This window comes from Planomonospora algeriensis, assembly GCF_977012225.1.
Window position 1 is genome coordinate 1 of the sequence record NZ_CDRNDK010000041.1, and the last position, 20731, is coordinate 20731.

General features: G+C 72.9%; 21 protein-coding genes and 3 pseudogenes. 13 read left to right on the forward strand and 11 right to left on the reverse strand.

The genetic code is table 11. The features are described 5' to 3' along the window. Window positions 1-238 (reverse strand): annotated as a pseudogene (locus tag ACWJ6R_RS07290) (hypothetical protein); the annotation flags it as partial. 4 nt (window positions 239-242) lie between these two features. Next, window positions 243-1430 (reverse strand): ATP-grasp domain-containing protein, encoded by a 1188-nt coding sequence (locus ACWJ6R_RS07295; protein ID WP_449061451.1) that lies wholly within the window; start codon window positions 1428-1430, stop codon window positions 243-245. 396 nt (window positions 1431-1826) lie between these two features. Between ACWJ6R_RS07295 and nudC the strand changes: the two genes are divergently transcribed. Together nudC and ACWJ6R_RS07305 are read left to right on the forward strand one after the other, a co-directional pair. Beyond that, entirely contained in the window at window positions 1827-2804 is a 978-nt protein-coding gene (nudC, locus tag ACWJ6R_RS07300) for an NAD(+) diphosphatase (protein WP_449061452.1), read from the forward strand. 332 nt (window positions 2805-3136) lie between these two features. Further along, window positions 3137-3403, forward strand: coding sequence for a hypothetical protein (locus tag ACWJ6R_RS07305; protein ID WP_449061453.1), 267 nt, complete (start codon window positions 3137-3139; stop codon window positions 3401-3403). 100 nt (window positions 3404-3503) lie between these two features. Here the strand turns inward: ACWJ6R_RS07305 and ACWJ6R_RS07310 are convergent, their stop codons facing one another. Continuing rightward, window positions 3504-3755, reverse strand: a complete 252-nt coding sequence (locus ACWJ6R_RS07310; protein ID WP_189235433.1) for a mycoredoxin — start codon at window positions 3753-3755, stop codon at window positions 3504-3506. A 74-nt stretch (window positions 3756-3829) separates the two neighbouring features. Next, window positions 3830-4846, reverse strand: coding sequence for an alpha/beta hydrolase (locus tag ACWJ6R_RS07315; RefSeq protein ID WP_449061454.1), 1017 nt, complete (start codon window positions 4844-4846; stop codon window positions 3830-3832). 192 nt (window positions 4847-5038) lie between these two features. On the opposite strand from ACWJ6R_RS07315, the pseudogene ACWJ6R_RS07320 reads away from it, so the two are divergent. The 5 genes and pseudogenes from ACWJ6R_RS07320 to ACWJ6R_RS07340 all read left to right on the forward strand — a co-directional run bounded on the left by ACWJ6R_RS07320 (window position 5039) and on the right by ACWJ6R_RS07340 (window position 9038). Continuing rightward, a pseudogene (locus tag ACWJ6R_RS07320) lies at window positions 5039-7100 on the forward strand (ATP-dependent DNA helicase UvrD2). Beyond that, window positions 7097-7969 (forward strand): acyl-CoA thioesterase, encoded by an 873-nt coding sequence (locus ACWJ6R_RS07325; protein WP_449061455.1) that lies wholly within the window; start codon window positions 7097-7099, stop codon window positions 7967-7969. The pseudogene ACWJ6R_RS07320 and the gene ACWJ6R_RS07325 overlap by 4 nt, the downstream one beginning before the upstream one ends. Before the next feature lie 108 nt (window positions 7970-8077). After that, window positions 8078-8380: a hypothetical protein gene (locus ACWJ6R_RS07330; protein ID WP_449061456.1), complete on the forward strand. Its 303-nt coding sequence runs from the start codon at window positions 8078-8080 to the stop codon at window positions 8378-8380. 129 nt (window positions 8381-8509) lie between these two features. Further along, complete coding sequence (locus tag ACWJ6R_RS07335) at window positions 8510-8779, forward strand: WhiB family transcriptional regulator (RefSeq protein ID WP_189235428.1); 270 nt, start codon at window positions 8510-8512, stop codon at window positions 8777-8779. A gap of 118 nt (window positions 8780-8897) precedes the next feature. Then, complete coding sequence (locus tag ACWJ6R_RS07340; protein ID WP_449061457.1) at window positions 8898-9038, forward strand: hypothetical protein; 141 nt, start codon at window positions 8898-8900, stop codon at window positions 9036-9038. A 290-nt stretch (window positions 9039-9328) separates the two neighbouring features. Here the strand turns inward: ACWJ6R_RS07340 and ACWJ6R_RS07345 are convergent, their stop codons facing one another. Next, the gene (locus ACWJ6R_RS07345) at window positions 9329-10216 is read right to left on the reverse strand and encodes an EamA family transporter (protein ID WP_449061458.1); all 888 of its coding nucleotides are present in this window, start codon (window positions 10214-10216) and stop codon (window positions 9329-9331) included. 107 nt (window positions 10217-10323) lie between these two features. Here ACWJ6R_RS07345 and ACWJ6R_RS07350 point away from each other — a divergent pair, with 107 nt between their 5' ends. Further along, complete coding sequence (locus ACWJ6R_RS07350) at window positions 10324-10824, forward strand: MarR family winged helix-turn-helix transcriptional regulator (protein WP_449061459.1); 501 nt, start codon at window positions 10324-10326, stop codon at window positions 10822-10824. A gap of 183 nt (window positions 10825-11007) precedes the next feature. Here ACWJ6R_RS07350 and ACWJ6R_RS07355 read toward each other — a convergent pair whose 3' ends face one another. Together ACWJ6R_RS07355 and ACWJ6R_RS07360 are read right to left on the reverse strand one after the other, a co-directional pair. Then, window positions 11008-12354 carry an ABC1 kinase family protein gene (locus ACWJ6R_RS07355; protein WP_449061460.1) on the reverse strand — a complete coding sequence of 449 codons (1347 nt, stop codon included), beginning with the start codon at window positions 12352-12354 and terminating at the stop codon, window positions 11008-11010. A 65-nt stretch (window positions 12355-12419) separates the two neighbouring features. Beyond that, on the reverse strand, window positions 12420-13520 hold the full coding sequence (locus tag ACWJ6R_RS07360) for a ThiF family adenylyltransferase (RefSeq protein WP_449061461.1): 1101 nt from the start codon (window positions 13518-13520) through the stop codon (window positions 12420-12422). 295 nt (window positions 13521-13815) lie between these two features. Between ACWJ6R_RS07360 and ACWJ6R_RS07365 the strand changes: the two genes are divergently transcribed. Further along, window positions 13816-14601 (forward strand): enoyl-CoA hydratase/isomerase family protein, encoded by a 786-nt coding sequence (locus ACWJ6R_RS07365; RefSeq protein ID WP_449061462.1) that lies wholly within the window; start codon window positions 13816-13818, stop codon window positions 14599-14601. Between the two features lie 141 nt (window positions 14602-14742). Continuing rightward, a pseudogene (locus ACWJ6R_RS07370) lies at window positions 14743-15257 on the forward strand (M48 metallopeptidase family protein). A gap of 133 nt (window positions 15258-15390) precedes the next feature. Here the strand turns inward: ACWJ6R_RS07370 and ACWJ6R_RS07375 are convergent. Then, a complete protein-coding gene (locus ACWJ6R_RS07375) occupies window positions 15391-15612 on the reverse strand; it encodes a hypothetical protein (RefSeq protein WP_449061463.1) in 222 nt (73 codons plus the stop codon). 60 nt (window positions 15613-15672) lie between these two features. On the opposite strand from ACWJ6R_RS07375, the gene ACWJ6R_RS07380 reads away from it, so the two are divergent. After that, window positions 15673-15885 carry a hypothetical protein gene (locus ACWJ6R_RS07380; protein WP_449061464.1) on the forward strand — a complete coding sequence of 71 codons (213 nt, stop codon included), beginning with the start codon at window positions 15673-15675 and terminating at the stop codon, window positions 15883-15885. Between the two features lie 106 nt (window positions 15886-15991). Here ACWJ6R_RS07380 and ACWJ6R_RS07385 read toward each other — a convergent pair whose 3' ends face one another. The 3 genes from ACWJ6R_RS07385 to ACWJ6R_RS07395 all read right to left on the reverse strand — a co-directional run bounded on the left by ACWJ6R_RS07385 (window position 15992) and on the right by ACWJ6R_RS07395 (window position 19010). Beyond that, window positions 15992-17026: an endonuclease/exonuclease/phosphatase family protein gene (locus ACWJ6R_RS07385; protein ID WP_449061465.1), complete on the reverse strand. Its 1035-nt coding sequence runs from the start codon at window positions 17024-17026 to the stop codon at window positions 15992-15994. 65 nt (window positions 17027-17091) lie between these two features. Further along, window positions 17092-17646: an NUDIX hydrolase gene (locus ACWJ6R_RS07390; RefSeq protein WP_449061472.1), complete on the reverse strand. Its 555-nt coding sequence runs from the start codon at window positions 17644-17646 to the stop codon at window positions 17092-17094. Window positions 17647-17702: 56 nt separating this feature from the next. After that, a complete protein-coding gene (locus ACWJ6R_RS07395; protein ID WP_449061466.1) occupies window positions 17703-19010 on the reverse strand; it encodes a zinc-dependent metalloprotease in 1308 nt (435 codons plus the stop codon). A 79-nt stretch (window positions 19011-19089) separates the two neighbouring features. On the opposite strand from ACWJ6R_RS07395, the gene ACWJ6R_RS07400 reads away from it, so the two are divergent. Together ACWJ6R_RS07400 and ACWJ6R_RS07405 are read left to right on the forward strand one after the other, a co-directional pair. Continuing rightward, entirely contained in the window at window positions 19090-20163 is a 1074-nt protein-coding gene (locus ACWJ6R_RS07400) for an NAD-dependent epimerase/dehydratase family protein (RefSeq protein WP_449061473.1), read from the forward strand. 131 nt (window positions 20164-20294) lie between these two features. After that, window positions 20295-20720 carry a molybdenum cofactor biosynthesis protein MoaE gene (locus tag ACWJ6R_RS07405; RefSeq protein WP_449061467.1) on the forward strand — a complete coding sequence of 142 codons (426 nt, stop codon included), beginning with the start codon at window positions 20295-20297 and terminating at the stop codon, window positions 20718-20720. The last annotated feature ends 11 nt before the right edge of the window (window positions 20721-20731 follow it).

Genomic DNA, 20731 nt, shown 5'->3' on the forward strand with positions numbered 1-20731 from the left:
CCAGCCTCCGCCAGCACGGCCAGGCGAGCGCTCGGCGGGGCGACGGTGAAGTCCTGGAACGGCGAGCCCGGCACCAGCCGGACCAGCGCCCGCCCGGCCCCGGCAGGTGGAGGACGACGCCGTCCTTGCGCCGGGCCACCCGCCCGGCCAGGCCGCCGTAGTCCTCCCGCAGGAGGGCGTCCAGCACCCGCGCCGCGAGGTACGGCTCCCGCCCGGTGACGGCGTGTTCCGCGATCACGAGATCACCCAGGGGTCGGCGGCGGTGAAGGCCGAGACGGCCGCGTCCACGCTCGCCCGGTCGGGCCGACGGCACGGACGATGCCCAGGTAGTCGCGGTTCGTGTGGCTCCGGTCGATGCGGTCGCCCACCGATCGCAGCGGCCGGTGCCAGAGCCGCACGCGGTCGCCGGGGGAGGGCGACACGGTCCCGGGGGCCCTCGTCACGGTCCCCGACCGCTCCGCCACCAGGCTCAGGGCGGTCCCGTGCCCGAGGTCCGGTGCGGTCCCGTGCCCGAGGTCCGGTCCGAGGCCCAGGCCGAGGTGCACGCCGAGGATGCGTTCGAAGAGCGGGACGCCCAGCAGGTCGGCGAGGAGGAAGTCGCAGTGGTCGCCGATCACCCGGTAGTTGACCTCGATGATCCGCGGCCCGTCCGCCGTCATCACGTACTCGGTGTGGCAGGCCCCGAAACCCGCGCCCAGGGCGCGCAGCGCCCGGAGCACGTGGTCGGCCGCGGGCGGCGGCTCCCAGTCCAGGCGCTCCTCCACGAAGTACGGCAGCGGCCCCAGGGTGGTCCGGAAGCCGCCGAGCACCCGGACGGACCGGCCGTCGCCCAGGGTCTCCAGCGTGTGCAGCGGACCGTCGAGGTACTCCTCCACGACCAGGGTCTCGCCCGGCCGCCGCCCGCGGATCGCCCGCACGGCCTCGGCCAGTTCGCGCCCGTCCCGGACGAGCACGACGTCCTCGCTGGCGACGCCCTGGCTCGGCTTGACCACGGCGGGCAGCGGCACGTGCCCGCCGGGCGCGGCGGCGTCCTCGCCGGGTACCGGGGCGTCCGGCGCGAGCCGTACGGAGCGCACGGTCTCCACTCCGGTCGCGGCCAGCCGCCGCCGGGTGAGCGCCTTGTTCTTGGCGGCGACGCACGCCCGCCAGTCCTTGCCCGGCAGGTCGAAGTAGGCGGCGGCCAGGGCGGTCTCGGCCTGGATGTGGTCGGAGTTGGAGAAGACCGCGTCGGGCCGGTGGTGGTGCGCGATGACGTCGATCACCGCCCGTGCGTCGCGCACGTCGCAGGCGAGCGTCTCGGCGCCGGACGCGGCGTACCGCTCCGGCCGGTCGGTCAGGATGGTGACGTCGCAGCCCAGCGCACGGGCGGCGGGCAGGAACCCGTCGGTGACGGAGTCGGTCGGTTTGAGCGCGGTGAGGTACAGCCGCAATGCGGACCCCCGATATCAGGTAAGGCTAACCTAACCAGCGGCATCGTAGTCGAACGGAGATCATCATGTGACGGGACCGGAGAATCATCATCCATGTCCCGTTCGCGGGAAGGCGAGAGGCTTCTCGCCGTCGTCTCATCCTGTTCTCCGCGGGGACGCCCACGGAGGACATCATGAGCCGCCCTTCCTCCGCCGTCATCCCGGCCGGGGGTGCGCCCGCCGCTCCCGTGGTCAGCTCGGCCCCGCCTGCCCGCCTGCCCGCCTGCTCGCTCGCCCGCGTCGCCGCCGGAGCCCTCCGCGGGTGCCGGAGTCCTCGGCGGCCGCGCGCCCGTGGCGGGAGAGGTCCGCGGCCGGCACGTCGTTAGGATGTGTCCGGCTCGGGGAGGGTGTGACGGCGTGGACATCACGGCAGACGAAGGACTACTGGGACCGCTGCTGCTCGCGCGCGGCGCCATCGACCGGTCGGCCGCGCGCCGCGGGGACGCCGAATGGATCGAGCGGGCGTGGGCCGACCCCGCGACCAGGGTCCTGGTCGTCGACGGCGGTCAGGCACTGGTCAGGATGAGGGACGGGGCGGCAGGGCTCGTCCTGCTGCCCCCGGCGGACGCACCGGAGGGGGAGCGCTACCTGCTCGGAGTGGACGCCGACGGCACCGCCTACTTCGGGGTGGCGGCTCCGATCGAGGGCGCCGTCCGCGAGGAGCCCGGCCGCCGGATCGTTCCGCCGCCGGATCCGGCGGCTTGGCGGGAGGGGGAGGCCCTCCCGGCCGGGCTGCGCCAGGTCGGCGCGCTCCTGGGCGACCTGGACGCCGGTCTGCTGGTCTACGCGGTCGCCCTGGAGGCCTGGCACTCCACCCACGAGTTCTGCCCCCGCTGCGGAGGCCGTACGGAGGTCCGGACGGGCGGGCACGTGCGGGTCTGCCCGCAGGACGGCAGTCAGCACTTCCCCCGGGTGGACCCTGCGGTGATCATGCTGGTCCACGACGAGGAGGACCGGTGCCTGCTGGCCCGGGGGCCGCAGTGGCCCGAGGGCCGGCTGTCGGTGCTCGCCGGGTTCGTGGAGCCCGGGGAGTCGTTGGAGAACGCGGTGGTGAGGGAGGTCGCGGAGGAGGTCGGCGTGCTGGTGGCCGCCCCGCGCTACCTGGGCAGCCAGCCCTGGCCGTTCCCGCGCAGCCTGATGCTGGGTTTCTTCGCCAGGGCCTTGTCCACCGAGCTCGTCCCCGACCGCGAGGAGATCGCCGAGGCCCGCTGGTTCAGCCGCGCCGAACTGCGGGCCGCGCTGGAGAACGGTGAGGTGCGACTGCCGCCGCAGGTGTCGATCGCGCGCCGGTTGATCGAGGCGTGGTACGGCGGGGGGCTCGAAGGCGACTGGTGACCGGTCGCGCCCACCGGCCGATCAGCCGATCATTCCGTCGGCGGGTCGGCCGATCAGCCGATCATTCCGTCGGCGGGTCGGCGGGTCGGCGGGTCGGCGGGTCGGCGGGTCGGCAGAGTGGCGGAGCGGAGCCTTGGGTCTTCGAGTTCTAGGCCGGGCGGTACAGCCGAAGGCGCGGGCCCCGCGACGGTCGTTCACTTTCCGTGTTTGAGCGGATACTCTTCGTGTTTTGGGGGATGGGTGCCGGGTATGGAGAGTGCACCCGGCCCGCCTTGCCGGCAGGTGGCCGGGACGGACACCGAACCCCTGCAGGCCCTCGCGAAGGGAATGAAATGATCAAGAAGACAGTGCGCCGCCTCACCGCCGTCGGGGTGCTGGCCCCGGCCCTCGTGCTCGGCGGAGCCGGGACCTCCCTGGCCGACGACGGGGCGCTGTGGCAGCAGACCCAGGCCCGGGCGACCGTCGACGGCGCGAGCCTGAAGATCGTGCGGGCCTACACCGACGGGGCGGGCAAGGTCTTCTTCGAGGAGCTCTACTTCACGGCGGACCGCAACGGCGCCACGGTCCACCGCACCCGGAGCGGCGCCAGCGCGGACTAGTCCCGGCCCCGGCCGGGAGGGCGCCCGGCGGACCGCCCGGGCGCGGGGCGGCGCCCGCCTCGGGCGGAGACCGGAGCATAACCGACCGGCCGGGAACGGCTCAGGCGGCGCTTCCGAGGAGCCGCTTCACCTCGATGACGGAGGGGTTCGTCAGGGCCACCCGCCCGGCGGGGGATTCGACGACGACCGTCGGCACGGTCTGGTTGCCGTTGTTGACGCTCATGACGAACTCGGCGGCGTCGGGGTTCCGCTCGATGTCGATCTCCTGGTAGGCGATGCCCTCCCTGGTCAGCTGAGCCTTCAGCCGCTTGCAGGGACCGCACCAGGTGGTGGTGTAAACGGTGAGCGCCATGGCGTTGGAAACCCCTTCAGACGATGTTCGCGCTCATTGGCAACACGCGGCGGGCCTCGCGTCTTCCCGGCGGATCAGAAGACCTTGCCGGCGATCCACTCCTGCACCCGCTCCGCCACGCCGGGCAGCCGGTAGAGCGGAGAACTGTGGTTGATGCCCGCCTCGGTCAGCACCGTGACCTCCACCCCGACCTGCCCGAGGCGGTCGCGCAGCTGGTTGCTGTGGCTCGACGGCACGAACTCGTCCGCCGAGTGCACGCTCAGCACGGGCGCGTCGCCGCGGCTCGCGTGCTCGGGCACCTCCATGCTCTGCCAGATCCTCGCGCACTTGCCCGAGGGCTCGCAGCCCCCGGCGAGCCGGATGGCGGACTCGCGCAGCTTGCGCTTGTTCAGGTCCAGGGTCTCGGCGCCGTCGAGGTAGGCCGTGAGCGGGGAGACCACCGGCGAGATGCCGACCACGCCCTTCAGGCCCGGCAGGCCGTTGCGGTAGGTGCCCACCGCGGTGGCGAGGTGGCCGCCCGCCGAGAAGCCCACGACCACGTAGTTGTTCGGGTCGAAGGACCACAGGGCGGCGTGCCGGCGCGCGGTGGCGATGGCGTCGAGGGTGTCGGTGCGCTGGGCGGGCCACGGCGCGTCGGTCGAGAGCCGGTAGTTGATGTTGAAGACGGTGTATCCGAGCTCGGCGTAGCTGCGGCTGATCTCGGTCATGTACTTCTTGTCGCCCGACGACCACCAGCCGCCGTGGATCAGGAAGACCCCCGGCCGCCGCAGCTCGTCGGCCTGGTGCCAGACGTCCATGCGCTGCCGGGCGTGCCTGCCGTACGCGACGGTGTTGAGGACGGTGCCCTGGACCAGCTGGTCGGGATCCGCCGGGGCCGACGCCGACGCCGAGGGCGTCGGTTCGGCCCTCTTCTCGGAGGCTCCACCGGGCGCGGCGGAGGCCGGGGCGGCGTTCGCGGCGATGGACCCGGCCGCGGCCGCGGTGCCGGCGGAGAGGGCTGTGGGGACCGCCGCCGCGTCCGCGTGCACCCCGGAGGGTGCGAGCACCAGTGTCGCCAGGGCGAGCGCGCTCACGGTTGCCGCAGTTCGCACAGGAGTCTTTCCTTTCCCCCGGGGTTTTCTTGAGACCCCCATTGTGGAGTAAGGCACCCTGTTCGCGCATCTCAGCACGGACTCGGGAGGGCGACGGGATGGTGCCAGAATGGGCGATGCCCGGCCGGTGACCGCGAGGACGACGCCGACCGGCCCATCGGACGGCGTGTCACGGCTTGTTAAGGAGTCCCCATGGAGCCCGCTGACGTGCTGGCGGAGCTGGATCCCGAGCAGCGCGAGGTCGCCCAGGCCGTACGGGGCCCCGTCTGCGTCCTGGCGGGAGCGGGCACCGGCAAGACGCGGGCCATCACGCACCGCATCGCGTACGCCGTGCACAGCGGGGTGGTCGACGCCACGGGCGTGCTGGCGGTGACGTTCACCACACGGGCCGCCGGGGAGCTGCGGCAGCGGCTGCGCGCGCTCGGCGTGCCAGGGGTGCAGGCCCGCACCTTCCACGCGGCCGCGCTCCGCCAGCTCACCTACTTCTGGCCGCGCGTCATCGGCGGCGACCCGCCCGCGGTGATCGAGTCGAAGCTGCCGCTGCTGCGCACCGTGTGCCGCTCCGTGGGGCGGGAGGCCGGGCAGGCCGAGCCGCGCGACCTCGCCTCCGAGATCGAGTGGGCCAAGGCCGGCCAGATCCATCCCGAGGACTACGCCGAGGCGGTCAAGAAGATCGGCCGCACGCCCCCGGTCCCGGCCGAGGAGATGGCCCGCGTCTACGACGCCTACGAGACGCTCCGCCGCGAGCGGCACCTGCTCGACTTCGAGACCATCCTGGAGCTCACCGCCGCCCTGATCACCGAGCACGGCGAGGTGGCCGCCCAGGTCCGGCGGCAGTACCGCCACTTCGTCGTCGACGAGTACCAGGACGTCAACCCGCTGCAGAAGCTGCTGCTCGACACCTGGCTGGGCGATCGCGACGACCTGTGCGTGGTCGGCGACCCCAACCAGACGATCTACTCCTTCACCGGCGCGACCTCCCGCTACCTGACCGGCTTCCCGGTCGAGCACCCCGGCGCCGCCGTGATCAAGCTGGTCCGCGACTACCGCTCCACGCCCCAGGTGGTCGCGCTGGCCAACCGGGTCCTGGAGGTGGCGCGCTCCCCGCACCGGCTCTCCCTGGTCGCCCAGCGCCCCGACGGGCCCGAGCCGGCCTTCACCGAGTACGCCGACGAGGCCGCCGAGGCCACGGGCGTCGCCCGCGCGGTGCAGGCCCTGGCCGAGTGCGGCGTCCCGCTGCGCGAGACGGCCGTGCTCTTCCGGGTCAACGCCCAGTCGCAGGCCTACGAGCAGGCCTTCGCCGAGGCGGGCATCCCCTGTCTCGTGCGCGGCGCCGACCGGTTCTTCGAGCGCCCCGAGGTCCGCAAGGCGGTCGTGCTGCTGCGCGGCGCTGCGCGCTCCGCCGGAGCCGACGACGACCTGGCCCCGGCTGTGCACCACATCCTGTCCGGCATCGGCCTGACCCCCGAACCCCCGGCCGGGGGGAAGGCCCGGGAGGAATGGGAGTCGCTGCGGGCCCTGGCCGAGCTGGCGGAGGACCTGGCCGCCCGGGGCGCCGGCCTGCCGGGCTTCGTGGCCGAGCTGGAGCGACGGGCCGCCGAGCAGCACGCGCCGGAGGTCGAGGGCGTGACGTTGGCCTCCCTGCACGCGGCCAAGGGCCTGGAGTGGGACGCGGTCTTCCTGGTGGGGGTCACCGAGGGGATGCTGCCGATCGTCCACGCCAAGACGCCGGAGCAGATCGAGGAGGAGCGGCGCCTCCTCTACGTGGGCGTCACCCGGGCCAGGGTCCACCTCGGGGTGTCGTGGGCGCTGGCCCGTGCCCCGGGGGGACGGCCCCGGCGGCCGTCCCGCTTCCTGGACGGCCTCACCGGCCGCCCGCGCGGTCCGCGCCTCGGCTCCCGCCCCCCGCGAGCGCCGTACGGTGGCCGCGACGGTGAGCTGCCGTGTCTGCGGCAAGACGCTGGCCGCCGCCGCCGAGCAGAAGCTCGGCCGGTGCGCCGGCTGCCCCGTCGACTACGACGAGGCCCTGCTGGAGAGGCTCAGGGCATGGCGCGCGGCCGCCGCCAAGGAGGCCAAGGTGCCGTCGTACGTGGTCTTCACCGACGTCACGCTGCAGGCCATCGCGGAGCGGGCGCCGGCCTCGGAACAGGACCTGATGACGATAACGGGCATAGGGCGCGTCAAACTGGAGCGGTACGGCGAGGCGGTGCTCGCCATCTGCCGTGCCGCCGGAGACCAGACGGAGGACGCGTGAACGAGGCTCTCAAGGAGCTGCTGGACCTGCTCGACCTGGAGCAGATCGAGCTCGACATCTACCGGGGGCGGAGCCCCGAGGAGCGCATCCAGCGCGTCTTCGGCGGGCAGGTGGCCGCCCAGGCGCTGGTCGCCGCGGGCCGTACGGTCCCGGCGGACCGGCACGTCCACTCGCTGCACGCCTACTTCATCCGGCCGGGGGACCCGGCGATTCCGATCGTCTACAACGTGGAGCGGGTCCGCGACGGACGGTCGTTCACCACGCGCCGGGTCGTGGCCGTCCAGCACGGCAAGGCCATATTCACCATGTCGGCCTCCTTCCACGTCATCGAGAGCGGGGTCGAGCACCAGGCGGCGGTGATGCCGGCGGTGGCGGCGCCGGAGGAACTGCCCACGATCCAGGAGCGGATGCGCGAGGTCGTGGGGGAGGGCTCGCCGTGGCGGGAGTGGCTGACCCGGCCGCGCCCGGTGGACTCCCGCTACGTGACCCCGCTCACCTGGGAGGCGCATCGCGATCCCGGCCTGCGCGGGGCGGAGACGAACGTGTGGTTCCGCTACGACGCGGACCTGCCCGACGACCCGCTGCTCCACGTGGTCCTGGCCGCCTACGCCTCGGACTTCACCCTGGTCGACACCGTGCTGCTGGCCCACGGCCTGGCGTGGGGGGCCTCCAACCTCTCCGGGGCCTCGCTGGACCACGCCATGTGGTTCCACCGGCCCTTCCGCGTCGACGACTGGATGCTGTACGCCCAGGAGTCGCCCTGGTCGGGGGCGGCGCGGGGACTGGCCAGGGGGCAGATGTTCACCCGGTCCGGAGAACTGGCGGTGTCCGTGGTGCAGGAGGCGATGATCCGCGTGCTGGAGCCGTAAAACTGCAGGTAGAAAATATGTTGCCCCTTCCCGGTGACCGGGTTTAGGGTCTTGGACAAGCGAGCCGGACAATCCGTCCGGCGATCTACGAATGGAGGTGAGTCCGCTGTGAAGATCAACCTGATGTCGGCCCAGCTGGGGCTCACTTCCGTGTGCTCCGGCACCACCCTGCCCGTCTTCGGCGGCCAGGCCATCCTCGCGGATGCCGCGGTCGTTCCCATGCGACGGGACAAGTCCGCCATCTTCCAGGTCCAGGTCAGCCGTGAGGCCGCCCTGCTCGCCATTCCGGCGACGGGCGTTCCGGCTGCCCCGGCGGCAGAGGCCGGCGACTACGCACAGCAGACCGAGCACACCGGAAACGGTGGGCTGCGAGGTCCGCAACCCTGGAGGCGTCACCCACAGGTCATCTGACCTGACGAGGGAGAGCCACCAGGCCGCGGATCCGCAGACAGGATCCGCGGCCTTCTTGTTTTGCCGTACATCCTGACCCCCACCCACGAGGTAACAGCTAGACCCACACCCAACAGAGAGGTGAAGCAGATGGGGGCCAAGACGATCATGGACCTGATCGACGAAGCCGAGATCCCCTGTCGTACCGACCCCGACCTCTGGTTCGCCGAGTCCCCGGAGGACGTGGAGTTCGCCAAGGCGCTCTGCGGGGGCTGCCCGATCCAGCAGGCCTGCCTGGCCCGCGCGCTCGAGCGCGAGGAGCCGTGGGGCGTCTGGGGCGGAGAGCTCGTCCTGCGGGGGGCCGTCGTCCCGAGGAAGCGTCCGCGCGGACGTCCCCGCAAGACCCCGGTCGCAGCCTGACCGGTCACAGCCCGACCCGATGATCAACCGAACGTTCTGAGAGTTCCAGAGAGGACCACTTCCGATGACCTACTTCACCAGCCGAGGCCTGGACCTGCCATCTATGCATGAGGAATTGGTGCGTGACCGAATACGGACGCTCCACCGGGAGGCGGAGGAGCAGCGCCGGGCGGCCGGCATCCAGCGGCTCCGGCGCGCCCGGCGCGACGCGGAACGCGCCTCGGCGCGGCTCCGCCAGGCGCTCCTGAGCCTGGTCTGATCCTCTCCGCAGCGCCCGTTCCCTCCCGTCCGGGGCGGCCGCGTCCCCCGGCCCGGTGACCGCCGAAGGTCGCCGGTCCGGGGTCGACAACCGCCACGGGCGCCGGGCTCGACGGAGCCCGGCACCGGGGAGCGGGCGGGGCGGAAAGTGCCGCGGGACACGTCGTGGCGCATGCGAAGAAAGGGCGGCCTCCGGCGAGGCCGCCCTTTCGTGCTTCCGGTGAGGGACCGGTGTGCGGCCGGGAGCGGTGGATTCCGTCGGGCCGGTTCCCGGCCGGGAGGCGGACGCGGTCAGGTCGGTCTCCGGCCCAGGGCCTGGCCTGCGACGAGCGCGCCGAGCGCGACGGCGAAGCCGGCGATCTGCCAGCCGGTGAGGGTCTGGCCGAGGATCACGAATCCGGCGAGGACGGCGACCATGGGGTTGGTGAGCCCGAGCAGGGAGAGCGAGACGGGCGGCAGGCGGTCGATGCCGCGGAACCACAAGGCGTAGGCCGCCGCGGTGCCGATGACGCCCAGGTAGGTGAAGCCGAGGAGGTTCTCACCGGTGACGGAGGCCGGGACGCCCTCGACGGCGAGGGTGAGCGGGGCCAGCACCAGCCCGCCGGCGGTGAGCTGCCAGCCCGTCATGACGAGGGGGGCCTCGGGCCGCCCCCACTTCTTGGCCAGGACGATGGCGGCTCCCATCAGCGAGGTGGCGGTGAGCATCGCGGCGATTCCGAGCGGATCCAGCCGGGCCTGGGCGGTCAGGGCCATGAGGGCCACGCCGAAGGTGCCGGCCAGTGCCGCGTACAGCACGGCGCGGGTGGGGCGGCTCCCCAGGACCGCGAATGAGAGCAGCGCGACGACCAGGGGCTGGACCGAACCGATCGTGGCGGCGACCCCGCCGGGCAGGCGGTAGGCGGCGAAGAAGAGCAGCGGGAAGAAAGCGCCGAAGTTGAGCATGCCGAGTGCCGCGGACCGCCACCACCACGAGCCCGAGGGCAGGCGGCGGGTCGCGGCGAGCAGCACCAGTCCAGCCGGGAGGGCCCGCAGGGCCGCGGCCAGCAGCGGCCGGTCGGCGGGCAGCAGCGTCGCGGTGACGACATAGGTGGTTCCCCAGCTCACCGGCGCCAGCGCGGCGAGCGCGAGGTCACTCATGGTGTGGGTCCGCGCGAGGCGCGGGACTGCGATGACGGCCACGACCGATCACTCCTCATTGATAATCTCAACGTTGAGATAACAACACGGCAGATGCCTGAACGTCAAATCTGTTAACGTTGAGATTGTTCGGGTTGAGAGGAGAGCCGGTGAGCGACGCGGTGGACGCGCTGATGGCGCAGTGGAAGCGGGAACGGCCCGACATCGATGTGTGGCCGATGGGCGTCATCGGCCGGATCTCGCGGCTGTCCGCGCTGCTCGGACGCGAGCTCAAAGAGTCCTTCGCCGAGTACGGGCTGGAGCCGTTCGAGTTCGACGTGCTGGCCACGCTGCGCCGCTCCGGCGCGCCGTACGAGCTGACGGCCGGGGCGCTGCTCAAGGCCGCGATGGTGACCTCGGGCGCGATCACCAACCGGATCGACCGGATGGAGGCCAAGGGCCTGGTGGAGCGGGTCAGGGACGGCGCGGACCGTCGGTCGGTGCGGATCCGGCTCACCCAGCGCGGGCTGGAGCTCGTCGACCGGGTGGTCGGGCCGCACGTGGCCAACGAGGAACGCCTGCTGGCCGCGCTCGGACCGGCCGAACGCGATCAGCTCGCCGGGCTGCTGCGCGTCCTGCTCGAATCCATGGGCGACACCTCGCTCACCTGACCGCCCGCGCCCGTCCGGTCCGGAACCGGCCCCGATCCCCGGGACCCGGCCCCGCCCGGTGCGGAGTCGGTCCCGCTCACCGGGACCCGGCAGGAGGATGGAGACCGCCCTGATCGGGCCGGCCCTGGGTCCAGGCGCCCCGTTCGCGGGATCCCAGGTTCCTCGTTCGCGGGATCCAGGTGCTCAACTCGCGATGGCGTCCTCGGTGGGTTCCGCGTCGGGATCCTCCCCGGTGAATCCGGGAACCCAGCGGATGACCTCGTCGCGGAAGCGGGCCGTGGCGCCGAGTTGGCAGAGTACGCCCACTCCCGCCGCGTGCACCCGGTGGATGAGGACGTAGGAGACGGGCAGGTTGAGCTGGCGCACCACGTTGCCGGGACGCAGGTCGGTGGCGGTGGCGGCCTGCCGCTGCAACCACTCCCGGCTGAAGGTGAACTCCTCCACCGCCGTCGGCTCCACGTAGGGGGCGAGGAACGCGCGCAGGGCCTCCGGATCCACCTCGATGTGCGGGAGGATGAAGCCCTCGTCGCGCAGACCCCGGATCACGGTCTCCATGTCGCCCTGGTTGAAGATGCGGGTCAGTATGCCGAAGACCGGCGGGTAACCGTTGGGCATCCGGTTGACCGCGCCGAAGTCGAGCACGCACATCCGTCCGTCCTCGGCGATCCGGAAGTTGCCGGGGTGCGGGTCGGCGTGGAGCATGCCCACCCGGGCGGGAGAGCAGAACAGGAACCGGACGAACTGCAGCCCGGCGCGATCGCGCTCCTCCTTGGTCCCGTCGGCGATGATCCGTGACAGCGGGGTGCCGTCCACCCACTCCGAGACCAGGATCTGCTCGTTGGCGGCGATGACGTCCGGGACCAGGAAATCGGGATCGTCCTTGAACTCCTGAGCGAAGGCGTGCTGGGCCTCGGCCTCGCGCAGGTAATCGAGCTCCTCGACGATCCGCTCGCGCAGCTCGGAGAGCACGGCCTTGATGTCGAGGCCGGGTAGCAGCACCCCGAAGAGCTTGCCGAGCCGGGCGAGCTGAGTGAAGTCGGAGAGCAGCGCCTTCCCGGCGCCCGGATACTGGATCTTGACGGCGACAGTGCGGCCGTCGTGCCAGACGGCCTTGTGCACCTGGCCGATCGAGGCGGCCGCGGTGGGCCGGTCCTCGAACGACTGGAAGTTCTCCCGCCAGTCGTCCCCCAGCTGCTCGGCGAGCACCTTGTGCACGGTCGCGGCGGGAAGCGGCGGAGCCGCGTCCTGCAGTTTGGTCAGGGTCGCGCGGTAGGGGCCGACGACCTCCGGAGGCAGAGCGGCCTCGAAGATGGACAGCGCCTGACCGAGCTTCATCGCCCCGCCCTTGAGCTCGCCGAGGACCTTGAATATCTGCTCGGCCGTCCGCTCTTGGATCTCCTGGGCGACGAGCTCGGCTGACTTGCCCCCGATGCGTTTCCCCAGGCCGATGGCGGTGCGTCCGGCGAAGCCGATGGGAAGAGCCGCCAGTTTGGCGGAGCGCGTGACGGCGCGGCGCGGAAGGTCACTCACCTTGGTTTGCGGCGTGCCCCCCGTGGAGCGCGGTACGCCGCTCCCTCCCTTCGCGGTGGTGTCTGTCACCGGCAGGTAGCCGACGCGACCATTGTCGGCGAACCGAACTGGTTTCGGAAGCAACGACATAGAGGGTGAACGTTCCAGGATCGCTGTTTCCATCTCCAATCAGGCGATACATCTAATGTGCCGTTGGTCACAGGTGGTTCGCCTCCGTCGAGGAAGGCGAGCGCGTGACCGGCCGCGACGGCCGCGACCAGCGTCGAGACCGCCGTCCCGCACGCGGTCTCGCCCACCGGATAACCGCCCAGCCGGGCGCTGACGACCGGCCATCCCGGATCGCGGTCGCGCCGGGCGAGATCAAGGCAGTTCAGGCACGCGCTCCTCCCGGGCAGGACCAGCGGGCCGACCGACCCGGCACCCTCGAAGGCGGTGGCCAGCAGGTGCGGGACGCCCCAGTCGATCAGGTCTCGCACGAGCAGGCCGTCCAACGGCTCCACCGGCGCGAGCACCACCAGGTCGGGACGGCGGGCCCCGTCGGAGAGGTGGGCGGCCTCCTTGCCCGTCCACGCGGTGAGGGCGGGGGCGACGCGCCCTGCCACGGCCACCGCGCCCTCCTGGCGGCTCATCCCCACCTCCGCCGGGGTGAGCCCGCCGGGGACGACGTCCCGGAGCCTGGCCGTACCGGGATCGACCACGCAGAGCCGTCCGACCCCGGAGGCGGCGAGCAGGGAGACGATCTGCGCGCCCACTCGGCCCGCGCCGTACACCCGCACCTGGGCGGCGCGCCTGCGCTCCAGGACGGAGAGCCCGCCGTCGGTAGTGCCGCGAGCCAGGGAGAGCGCGTCCAGATCGGGCTGGAGCCGGTCGCGCTCGGCCAGCGTGAGCGCGCGCAGCGGACGCGAGGCCGCCCCCGCGTCTTCCACCAGTCCCCGGTCGACCAGCAGGTCGAGCAGGATCCGCCCGCGCTCCTCCCCGATCCCGGCGGCGGCCGCGGCCGACAGCACGCCGGCCAGGTCGCGCACGCCGTCGAGGCTCTCGACCCAGCGCCGCACCTCGGGTTCGAGGTCGGCGAGCACGACCGCGTGCGCGGGGTGCGCGCCGAACTGCAGGGTGCGCTCGTCGCGGACGACCCGGCGGAGCGCGGTCTTCAGACGTGGTCTCATCCGTCGGCCTTTCTGGGGAGGAGGCGTCCAGCGTGTCAGGGACGGGGAGGGGGCCTGGCGGAGTTCTCCCGGCCTGTGGAAAACCCCGGATGGAGGACGCCGAGCTGTGGACGCCGAGCTGTGGACGCCGAGCTGTGCGCGCCGAGGACGCCGGCGGTCGGCCCGGCTGCGGGTGCCTGGCGCAGGGCGCGGCCCGGTGAGGCCGGCGACGGATGCCGCCCCCGGTCGCGGACGGCGGTCCATGACCGGGACAGGGGCCGGCGGCCGGTGATCCGGCGTCCACTACGATCCCGGCATGGACGAGCTCTTGGTCGATCGGCGGGACGACGGCGTCGTGGTGCTCACCCTGAACCGTCCCGACCGGCGCAACTCGATGACCGACGGGATGACCGAGCGGTGGCGGCAGGCCGTCGGTGACCTGAAGCGGGACGGAGACGTGCGGTGCGTCGTCGTCACCGGGGCGGGAAGCGCGTTCTGCTCGGGAGGGGACCTGTCCTGGCTGGCGGACCGGGGAGCGGAGGACGTGCCCGCCCTGCGCGACCGGATGCTGGGGTTCTACCGGACGTGGCTGTCGATCGCGGAACTGGAGGTGCCGACCATCGCCGCGATCAACGGCGCCGCCGTCGGAGCGGGCCTCTGCTTCGCCCTCGCCTGCGACCTGGTCTACGCGGCCGAGGACGCCAAGCTGCTCGTCCCCTTCACCTCGCTGGGCCTGCACCCCGGCATGGCGGCGACCTACCTGCTGCCCCGGGCCGCGGGCATCGGCGTGGCCCGGGAGATGCTGCTGACCGGGCGGACGCTGCTCGGCGCGGAGGCGGCCGCCACGGGACTCGTCACCAGGGCGTTCCCCCGGGCCGCCCTCCTGGCGGAAGTGCTGGAGATCGCGTCGGCGACGGCGGCCAACGCCCCCGTCGCCACCCGGCTGACCAAGGCCGCCCTCGCGGGCGGCGGCCACGCCGACCTCGACGCCGCGCTGCGCTGGGAGTCCCTGGCCCAGCCGGTGACGATGGCCACGGGAGACCTGCTGGAAGGGCTGGCCGCCCAGCGGGAACGCCGGGCCCCGCGATTCGGGAACTCCTGAGACAGGCGATATCCACGTTAATTCGATAAGTCGTGGCCATAACCGTCCGGTCTCGCTGAACAATCTACGAACGGTGATTGACCAGCAGGAACGCCCCCCACCCCCTGGTGGGAATTAACCATTCTCGGCTACCGTGCATAGGTGCCCCCCGAGACAGTCGAGGTCCGTCGAAGTTCTCGTCGTCGGCGGACCGTTTCCGCATACCGCGACGGCGAGAAAACGATCGTGCTGCTCCCAGACGGCCTGAGCAGGACCGATGAGGAGCAGTGGGTGCGCCGGATGCTCGACCGGCTCGCCGCCAAGGAGCAGCGAAGACGCCCCTCGGACGACGATCTGATGGAGCGGGCCGCCGACCTGTCCGCCCGCTATCTCGAGGGCGCGGCACTGCCGTCGAGCGTGCGATGGGTGGAGAACCAGCGGCACCGCTGGGGCTCGTGCACCCCCGACCACGGCACCATCAGGATCTCCACGCGGTTGCGGGCATGCCCGCCTGGGTCGTCGACTACGTGATCATGCACGAGCTCGTGCACCTGCTCGTGCCGAGCCATGGTCCCCGGTTCTGGACCCTGGTGGAACGCTATCCCAAAGCCGAGCGGGCGCGCGGCTTCCTCGAAGGATTCTCCATGGCGGCCAACGGCGCCGCGGAGGAGTGGTGACGGCCGGGAGCCCGGCGGGTGCGGAGCGGGGCGAGGAGCGGCTGGTGGCGGTCCTCGTCACCGAGGCGACGGCCGCCGGCGCGCCTCCGGGCGTCGATCCCGGCGCGTTCCTGACCGCGGTCGCCGAGGACACCTACGAGATGGCCGCCGAACTCGACTTCGTGACGCCCGTCCTGGTCACGAGCGTGCCGGGGATGGAGGAGATCGTCTGGCCGGGGACCCCGGTCGTGGAGATCGCCCCCGGGCTGTCCGGCGCCGCCCTGGTGGCGGCGGCCTTCGCCGCCCTGCCGTACGGCGGGCAGGCGGTCCTGGTCAGCGCGGACGCCCCGGATCTGCCGCCGCTGCTGGTGGGCAAGCTCTTCCGCGCGCTGGGCCGGGCCCGGATCGCCGTCTCGCCCGCGCACGGCGGCGGAGCGTGGCGCTCGCGGCCCATCTGCCCTATCCCGAGTGGGCCGACGCCGGATTCGACGACCCCGACCCGGTCGGGACGCTGCGCGCCCGCGCCCCGGGCAGCCGGATGGTCGCCACCGGCCCCGGCTGGCACCGCCTGCGCACCCCCGGCGACGTCGGACGGCTCGACCCCGGCCTCGAAGGCTGGGACAACACCCGGGCGCTGCTGTCGGCGTGACCCCCGGCGGCCTCGCGCCGGTGACATCCGGGCGCGACGCCCGAGGCATCGCAGTGCCGCCCCGGAGCCGTGGAGATCCCCGCGAAGGCCGGGGACGACGGGCGCCCTACGGAAGCCGGGCGGGCAGCCGGAGATCGGCGAAGACGGCGCGGTGGTCGGTGCCGGGCAGGGTATGGACCTCCACCTCGTTCACCGAGACCCGGCGGTCCACCAGGACGTGGTCGATGGTGATGATCGGAGGGATCCGCCTGCCGGAGGGCCAGGTGGCGACGAGCCCCTGCCCGACCTGGTCGGCCGCGTCGACGTATCCCCGGTCCAGGAGCCGCCGCATCACCGCATGGTCGAGACTGGCGTTGAAGTCGCCCGCGAGGATGCGGACCGTGCCGGGGGAGGGCGGTGGAAGCGCCTCGATGCCCGATTCCCACCCGCTCACCAGCTCGCCGATCGGCGCGTACGTGTGCACGTCGACGATCTCCACCGGAGCGGCGCCGGGCGGTGCGACCAGGGCCGCGGGCATGTTGTGGCCGATCACCCGGAACAGCCCGGCGCGGGGGGTCAGCGGGTGCCTGGAGTACAGGCCGCTGCCGGTCGCGCCCGAGTCCGCCTGCAGCACGCGGTGCGGGAGCAGCCCGGCCAGCCCCGCCGCGTCCAGCTTCTCCGCCATCTCCGGCGTGAGCTCCTGAGTGCTCAGCACGTCCGGCCGCAACCGCCTGACCAGGTCCACGACGGCGGACGCGTCGGCGTCGCCGAACAGCAGGTTGGCGGTCAGCACCCGCAGCGGCGTCCCGGTCCCGGCCTCCGCCGGCCCCGTGGAGCCCACGGCCCTGGGGATCACACTGGAGCCGAGCGCGACCGCGGTGACCAGCGCGACGGCCGTGGCCGTCCGGCTGCGGGCCAGCGCGCCGACGAGCAGGGGCACCAGCGAACCCGCCGCCACATACGGCGTGCCGGTCATGAACTGGGTGGGCAGCGACCCCCGCTCCAGTCCGGCCACCCGGGCGACGGCCCACAGGGCGAACGGCGCGACCGCGACCCAGGCGAAGGTCCGGGAGACACGCCACCGGCGCCGGGCGGGGACCACGACCACGCCGCCGGCGGCCCCCCCGGACGAGACGTCCACATCCACGTTGCTCTGATCCATCGATCGCCCCCCCTGCGGAGACGACGCTATCCGAGGCCATGTGAAACGTATGTAAAACGGTCCGATCAGCTGGAGCGCAGCGTCTCCCTGGCCCGGCGGGCCAGCCGGCGAGTGGCCTCGTCGCTGGGGTCCGGGATCCCGTCCACCGGGAACCAGCGCAGGTCCAGGGACTCCTCGCTGATCACCGCCTCGGCCCCGGCGGGCGCCACCGCGCCGTACTCGACGTCGAGGTGGTGGCTGAACGGCGGATGGCACCAGACGCGGTGCCTGTCCAGGGCCAGCGGCCCGGGCAGCAGCCGCAGCCCGGGGATGCCCGACTCCTCGGTCGCCTCCCGCAGCGCCACGGCCTCCAGAGACAGGTCACCGGGCTCGCAGTGGCCGCCCATCGGCAGCCACAACCCCGCCTTGCCGTGCAGCGTCAGCAGCACGCGCTCGCCGTCGTGGGAGAGCACCGCGGTGGTGGCGGTCAGATGGTCCGGCACGCACTCGCGGTACATCCCGTCCCCGTGGGCGTGCAGGTGCTCCAGGAACTCCTCGCGCAGCGCCTCCTCGGTGTCGGTCGGCGCGTGCCACGCCCCCAGCACGGCCCGCGCGTCGGCGTGGAGGGCGCCGGAGGGCAGGCCCCCACCGGGCAGGAGGTCACCGGGACCGGACCGGCCGCCTCGATCGGGAAGGCTCACGCGCCGTCGTCCCTCGCGCCGCCGGCGTCGTCCTCGTCGTCCCCGGAGTCTCCCGGCTCCTCCGCCTTCCGCAACGAGGCCTCCAGGTCCGACAGGTCGAAGTCGGGCTCGCCCCGCACGAAGCGCTCCGGGTCGTCGAGGTCGGCGGCGGTGGGCATCAGGTCGGGGTGGTTCCACACCGCGTCCCTGCCGTCCACGCCGCGGCCCGTCTCCAGGGCCTTCCACAGGACGGCCGCGTCGCGCAGGCGGCGCGGCCGCAGTTCCAGCCCGACGAGGGTGGCGAAGGTCTGCTCGGCGGGACCGCCGGTCGCGCGGCGGCGCCGTACCGTCTCGCCCAGGGCCGCGGCGGACGGCAGCTTGCCGGCGGCGGCGGCCTCCACCACGGTGCCGACCCAGCCCTCGACCAGGGCGAGCGTCGTCTCCAGCCGGGACAGGGCGGCCTTCTGTCGCTCGGTCTCCTCGGGCTTGAGCAGATTGCCGCCGCTGAGAGCCTGCTGCAGCTGCTCGGGGCTGTTGAGGTCGAGGCCGCGGAGCTGCTCCTCCAAGGCGGACACGTCCACCGTGATGCCCCTGGCGTACTCCTCCACGGCGCCGAGCAGGTGCCCGCGCAGCCACGGCACGTGCTGGAAGAGCCGGTGGTGGGCGGCCTCGCGCAGGGCCAGGTAGAGGCGGATCTCCTCGGCGGGGGTCTCCAGTCCCTGGCTGAACGCGGCGATCCCGCCCGGGAGCAGGGCGGCGTCCCCGGAGAGCGGCAGCCCGATGTCGGTGGAGCCGACCACCTCACGGGCGAGCGAGCCGAGGGCCTGGCCGATCTGCTGGCCGACCATCATCCCGCCCATCTGCTTCATCATGCCCATCAGCGGTCCCGCCATGGCCTGGGCCTCGGCGGGCAGACCGGCGGCGCCGAGCGTGCCGCCCATGGTCTCGACCATGCGCTCGGCGATCGGGTCGCAGAGCTGCCGCCAGACGGGGACGGTCTTCTCGATCCACTCCGACCTGCTCCACGCCTGGGGCGAGCCGACACCGCTGGGCAGCGCGGTGACCTCGTTCAGCCACAGGTCGGCGAGGTTCAGGGCGTCGACGATCTGGCGCCGCTCGCCCTCCATCACGCTCGGGTCGCCCTCGGCGACCACCGCGTGCCGGGCGATGTTCTTGGCCATGTCCCAGTTGACGGGGCCGGAACCCTGCGGGGCGGACAGCATGTCGGCGAACTGCCGCATCGCCGCGGCGATCTGCTCCGGGTTGCCGAACATGGCGAACGGGTTCTCGTCGGGGTCGTTTTCCCGACCTGGGAAGTCAGTCACGGCTCTACCTCGTGCAGGATGGAGGAGTCCACATCCGCCACGTTATCCGTCGCACGGCGGATCAGTGCAAAGTGAGGACCTGGTGCCTACCTCGAAACGCCTCCGGCCCCCGGTCGTCGCCGTCACCGGCGCGGCCTCGGGCATCGGCCGCGCGTTCCTCGCGAAGGTCGCCTCGTCTGCGGATTTCCGCAGAGTGGTGGCCATCGACGAGCAGCGCGGCGACGTACCCGACGTCACCTGGCGGGTGATCGACGTCCGAGATCCGCTCTTGGCGAACCGGATCTCCGACATCGACGTGCTCGTCCACCTGACGGCCGACTACGGGCTCGACTCCGACCCCGGCGAGCGGCGCGCCTACAACCTGCGCGCGGCGCAGACGGTGCTGACCGCCAGCGCCGCCGCCCGGGTGCGCCGCGTCGTGCTGGTCACCAGCGCCATGGTGTACGGCGCGGCGCCCGACAACCCGGTCCCCCTGCCGGAGGACTCGCCGGTGGCGGCCGAGTCCGACACCGGCGTGGTCGGCGACCACCTGGAGATCGAGGCGCTGGCCAGGCGTTCGCTCCGCAGCCATCCGGGGCTGGAGGTGACCGTGCTCCGGCCCGCCGCGCTGGTCGGCCCGGGCATCGACAGCGTGGTCACCCGGCACTTCGAGGCGCCCAGGCTGCTCACCGTGAAGGGCTGCAGCCCGCGCTGGCAGTTCTGCCACGTCGACGACCTGGTCTCCGCGCTGGAGCTGGCCGCCCTCGGCATGGTCTCCGGCGTGGCCGCCGTGGGAGGGGAGGGCTGGCTGGAGCAGGAGCAGGTGGAGGAGATCTCCGGTCTGCGCCGGCTGGAGCTGCCCGCCGGGCTGACCTTCGGCACCGCCCAGCGGCTGCACCGGCTGGGCATCACCCCGGCGCCCGCCACCGACCTGCACCACGTCGTCTACCCCTGGGTGGTCGACTGCACGGCGCTCCGCGAGGCGGGCTGGAAGCCCCAGTGGACCAACGAGGCCGCGTTCGCGCAGCTGCTGGAACTCCGCGGGGGCAGGCACGCGGTCGTCGGCCGCCGTCTGTCCGGCAAGGAGGCCACACTCACCGCGGCCGGCGCGACCGTCGCGGTTCTCGGCACCGCCGCGATCGTCCGCGTCGCCCGTAAGAAGCGCCGCACCTGACGGCGCCGCACCTGGAGCGCGACCGGGCGGCGGAGGCGGGCGGCGGAGGCGGGCGCCGGCACCCGGGCGCCGGGCGCGTTCCCCGAAACCGGTCAGCCGGTGTGCCACGCCGGAGAGGTAGTCTTTCCGGCGTGGACGTCATCCGGCTGCTGGGAATTCGCGACAGCGCCCTCTCCCTGGACGAGGTGTTCGCGGCGGTGGGCGACCACGCCGCGGGCGGGACCGCGCTCTTCGTCGGGACGGTGCGCGACCAGGACCACGGCAAGCCGGTCACCCGGCTGTCCTACTCGGCCCATCCGAGCGCCGAGGAGCAGCTGCACCGGGTGGCCGAGAAGGTCGCCGCGGACTTCCCGGTCACCGCGCTGGCCGCGGTGCACCGGGTCGGCGATCTGAGGCTCGGGGACGTCGCGGTCATCGTGGCCGTCGCCTGCCCCCACCGGCAGGAGGCGTTCGCCGCCGCCCGCCGCCTCATCGACGACCTCAAGTCCGAGGTCCCGATCTGGAAGAACCAGCTCTTCGCCGACGGCACGACCGAGTGGGTCGGGGCCTGCGAGTGAGCGCCCGCGGC

Coding starts and splice junctions, on each gene's coding strand:
- ACWJ6R_RS07305 (WP_449061453.1), top strand. CDS start 3,137: ATGATCAAGAAGACAGTGCGCCGCCTCACCGCCGTCGGGGTGCTGGCC.
- ACWJ6R_RS07310 (WP_189235433.1), bottom strand. CDS start 3,755: ATGGCGCTCACCGTTTACACCACCACCTGGTGCGGTCCCTGCAAGCGG.
- ACWJ6R_RS07335 (WP_189235428.1), top strand. CDS start 8,510: ATGGGGGCCAAGACGATCATGGACCTGATCGACGAAGCCGAGATCCCC.
- ACWJ6R_RS07360 (WP_449061461.1), bottom strand. CDS start 13,520: ATGAGACCACGTCTGAAGACCGCGCTCCGCCGGGTCGTCCGCGACGAG.
- ACWJ6R_RS07365 (WP_449061462.1), top strand. CDS start 13,816: ATGGACGAGCTCTTGGTCGATCGGCGGGACGACGGCGTCGTGGTGCTC.
- ACWJ6R_RS07385 (WP_449061465.1), bottom strand. CDS start 17,026: ATGGATCAGAGCAACGTGGATGTGGACGTCTCGTCCGGGGGGGCCGCC.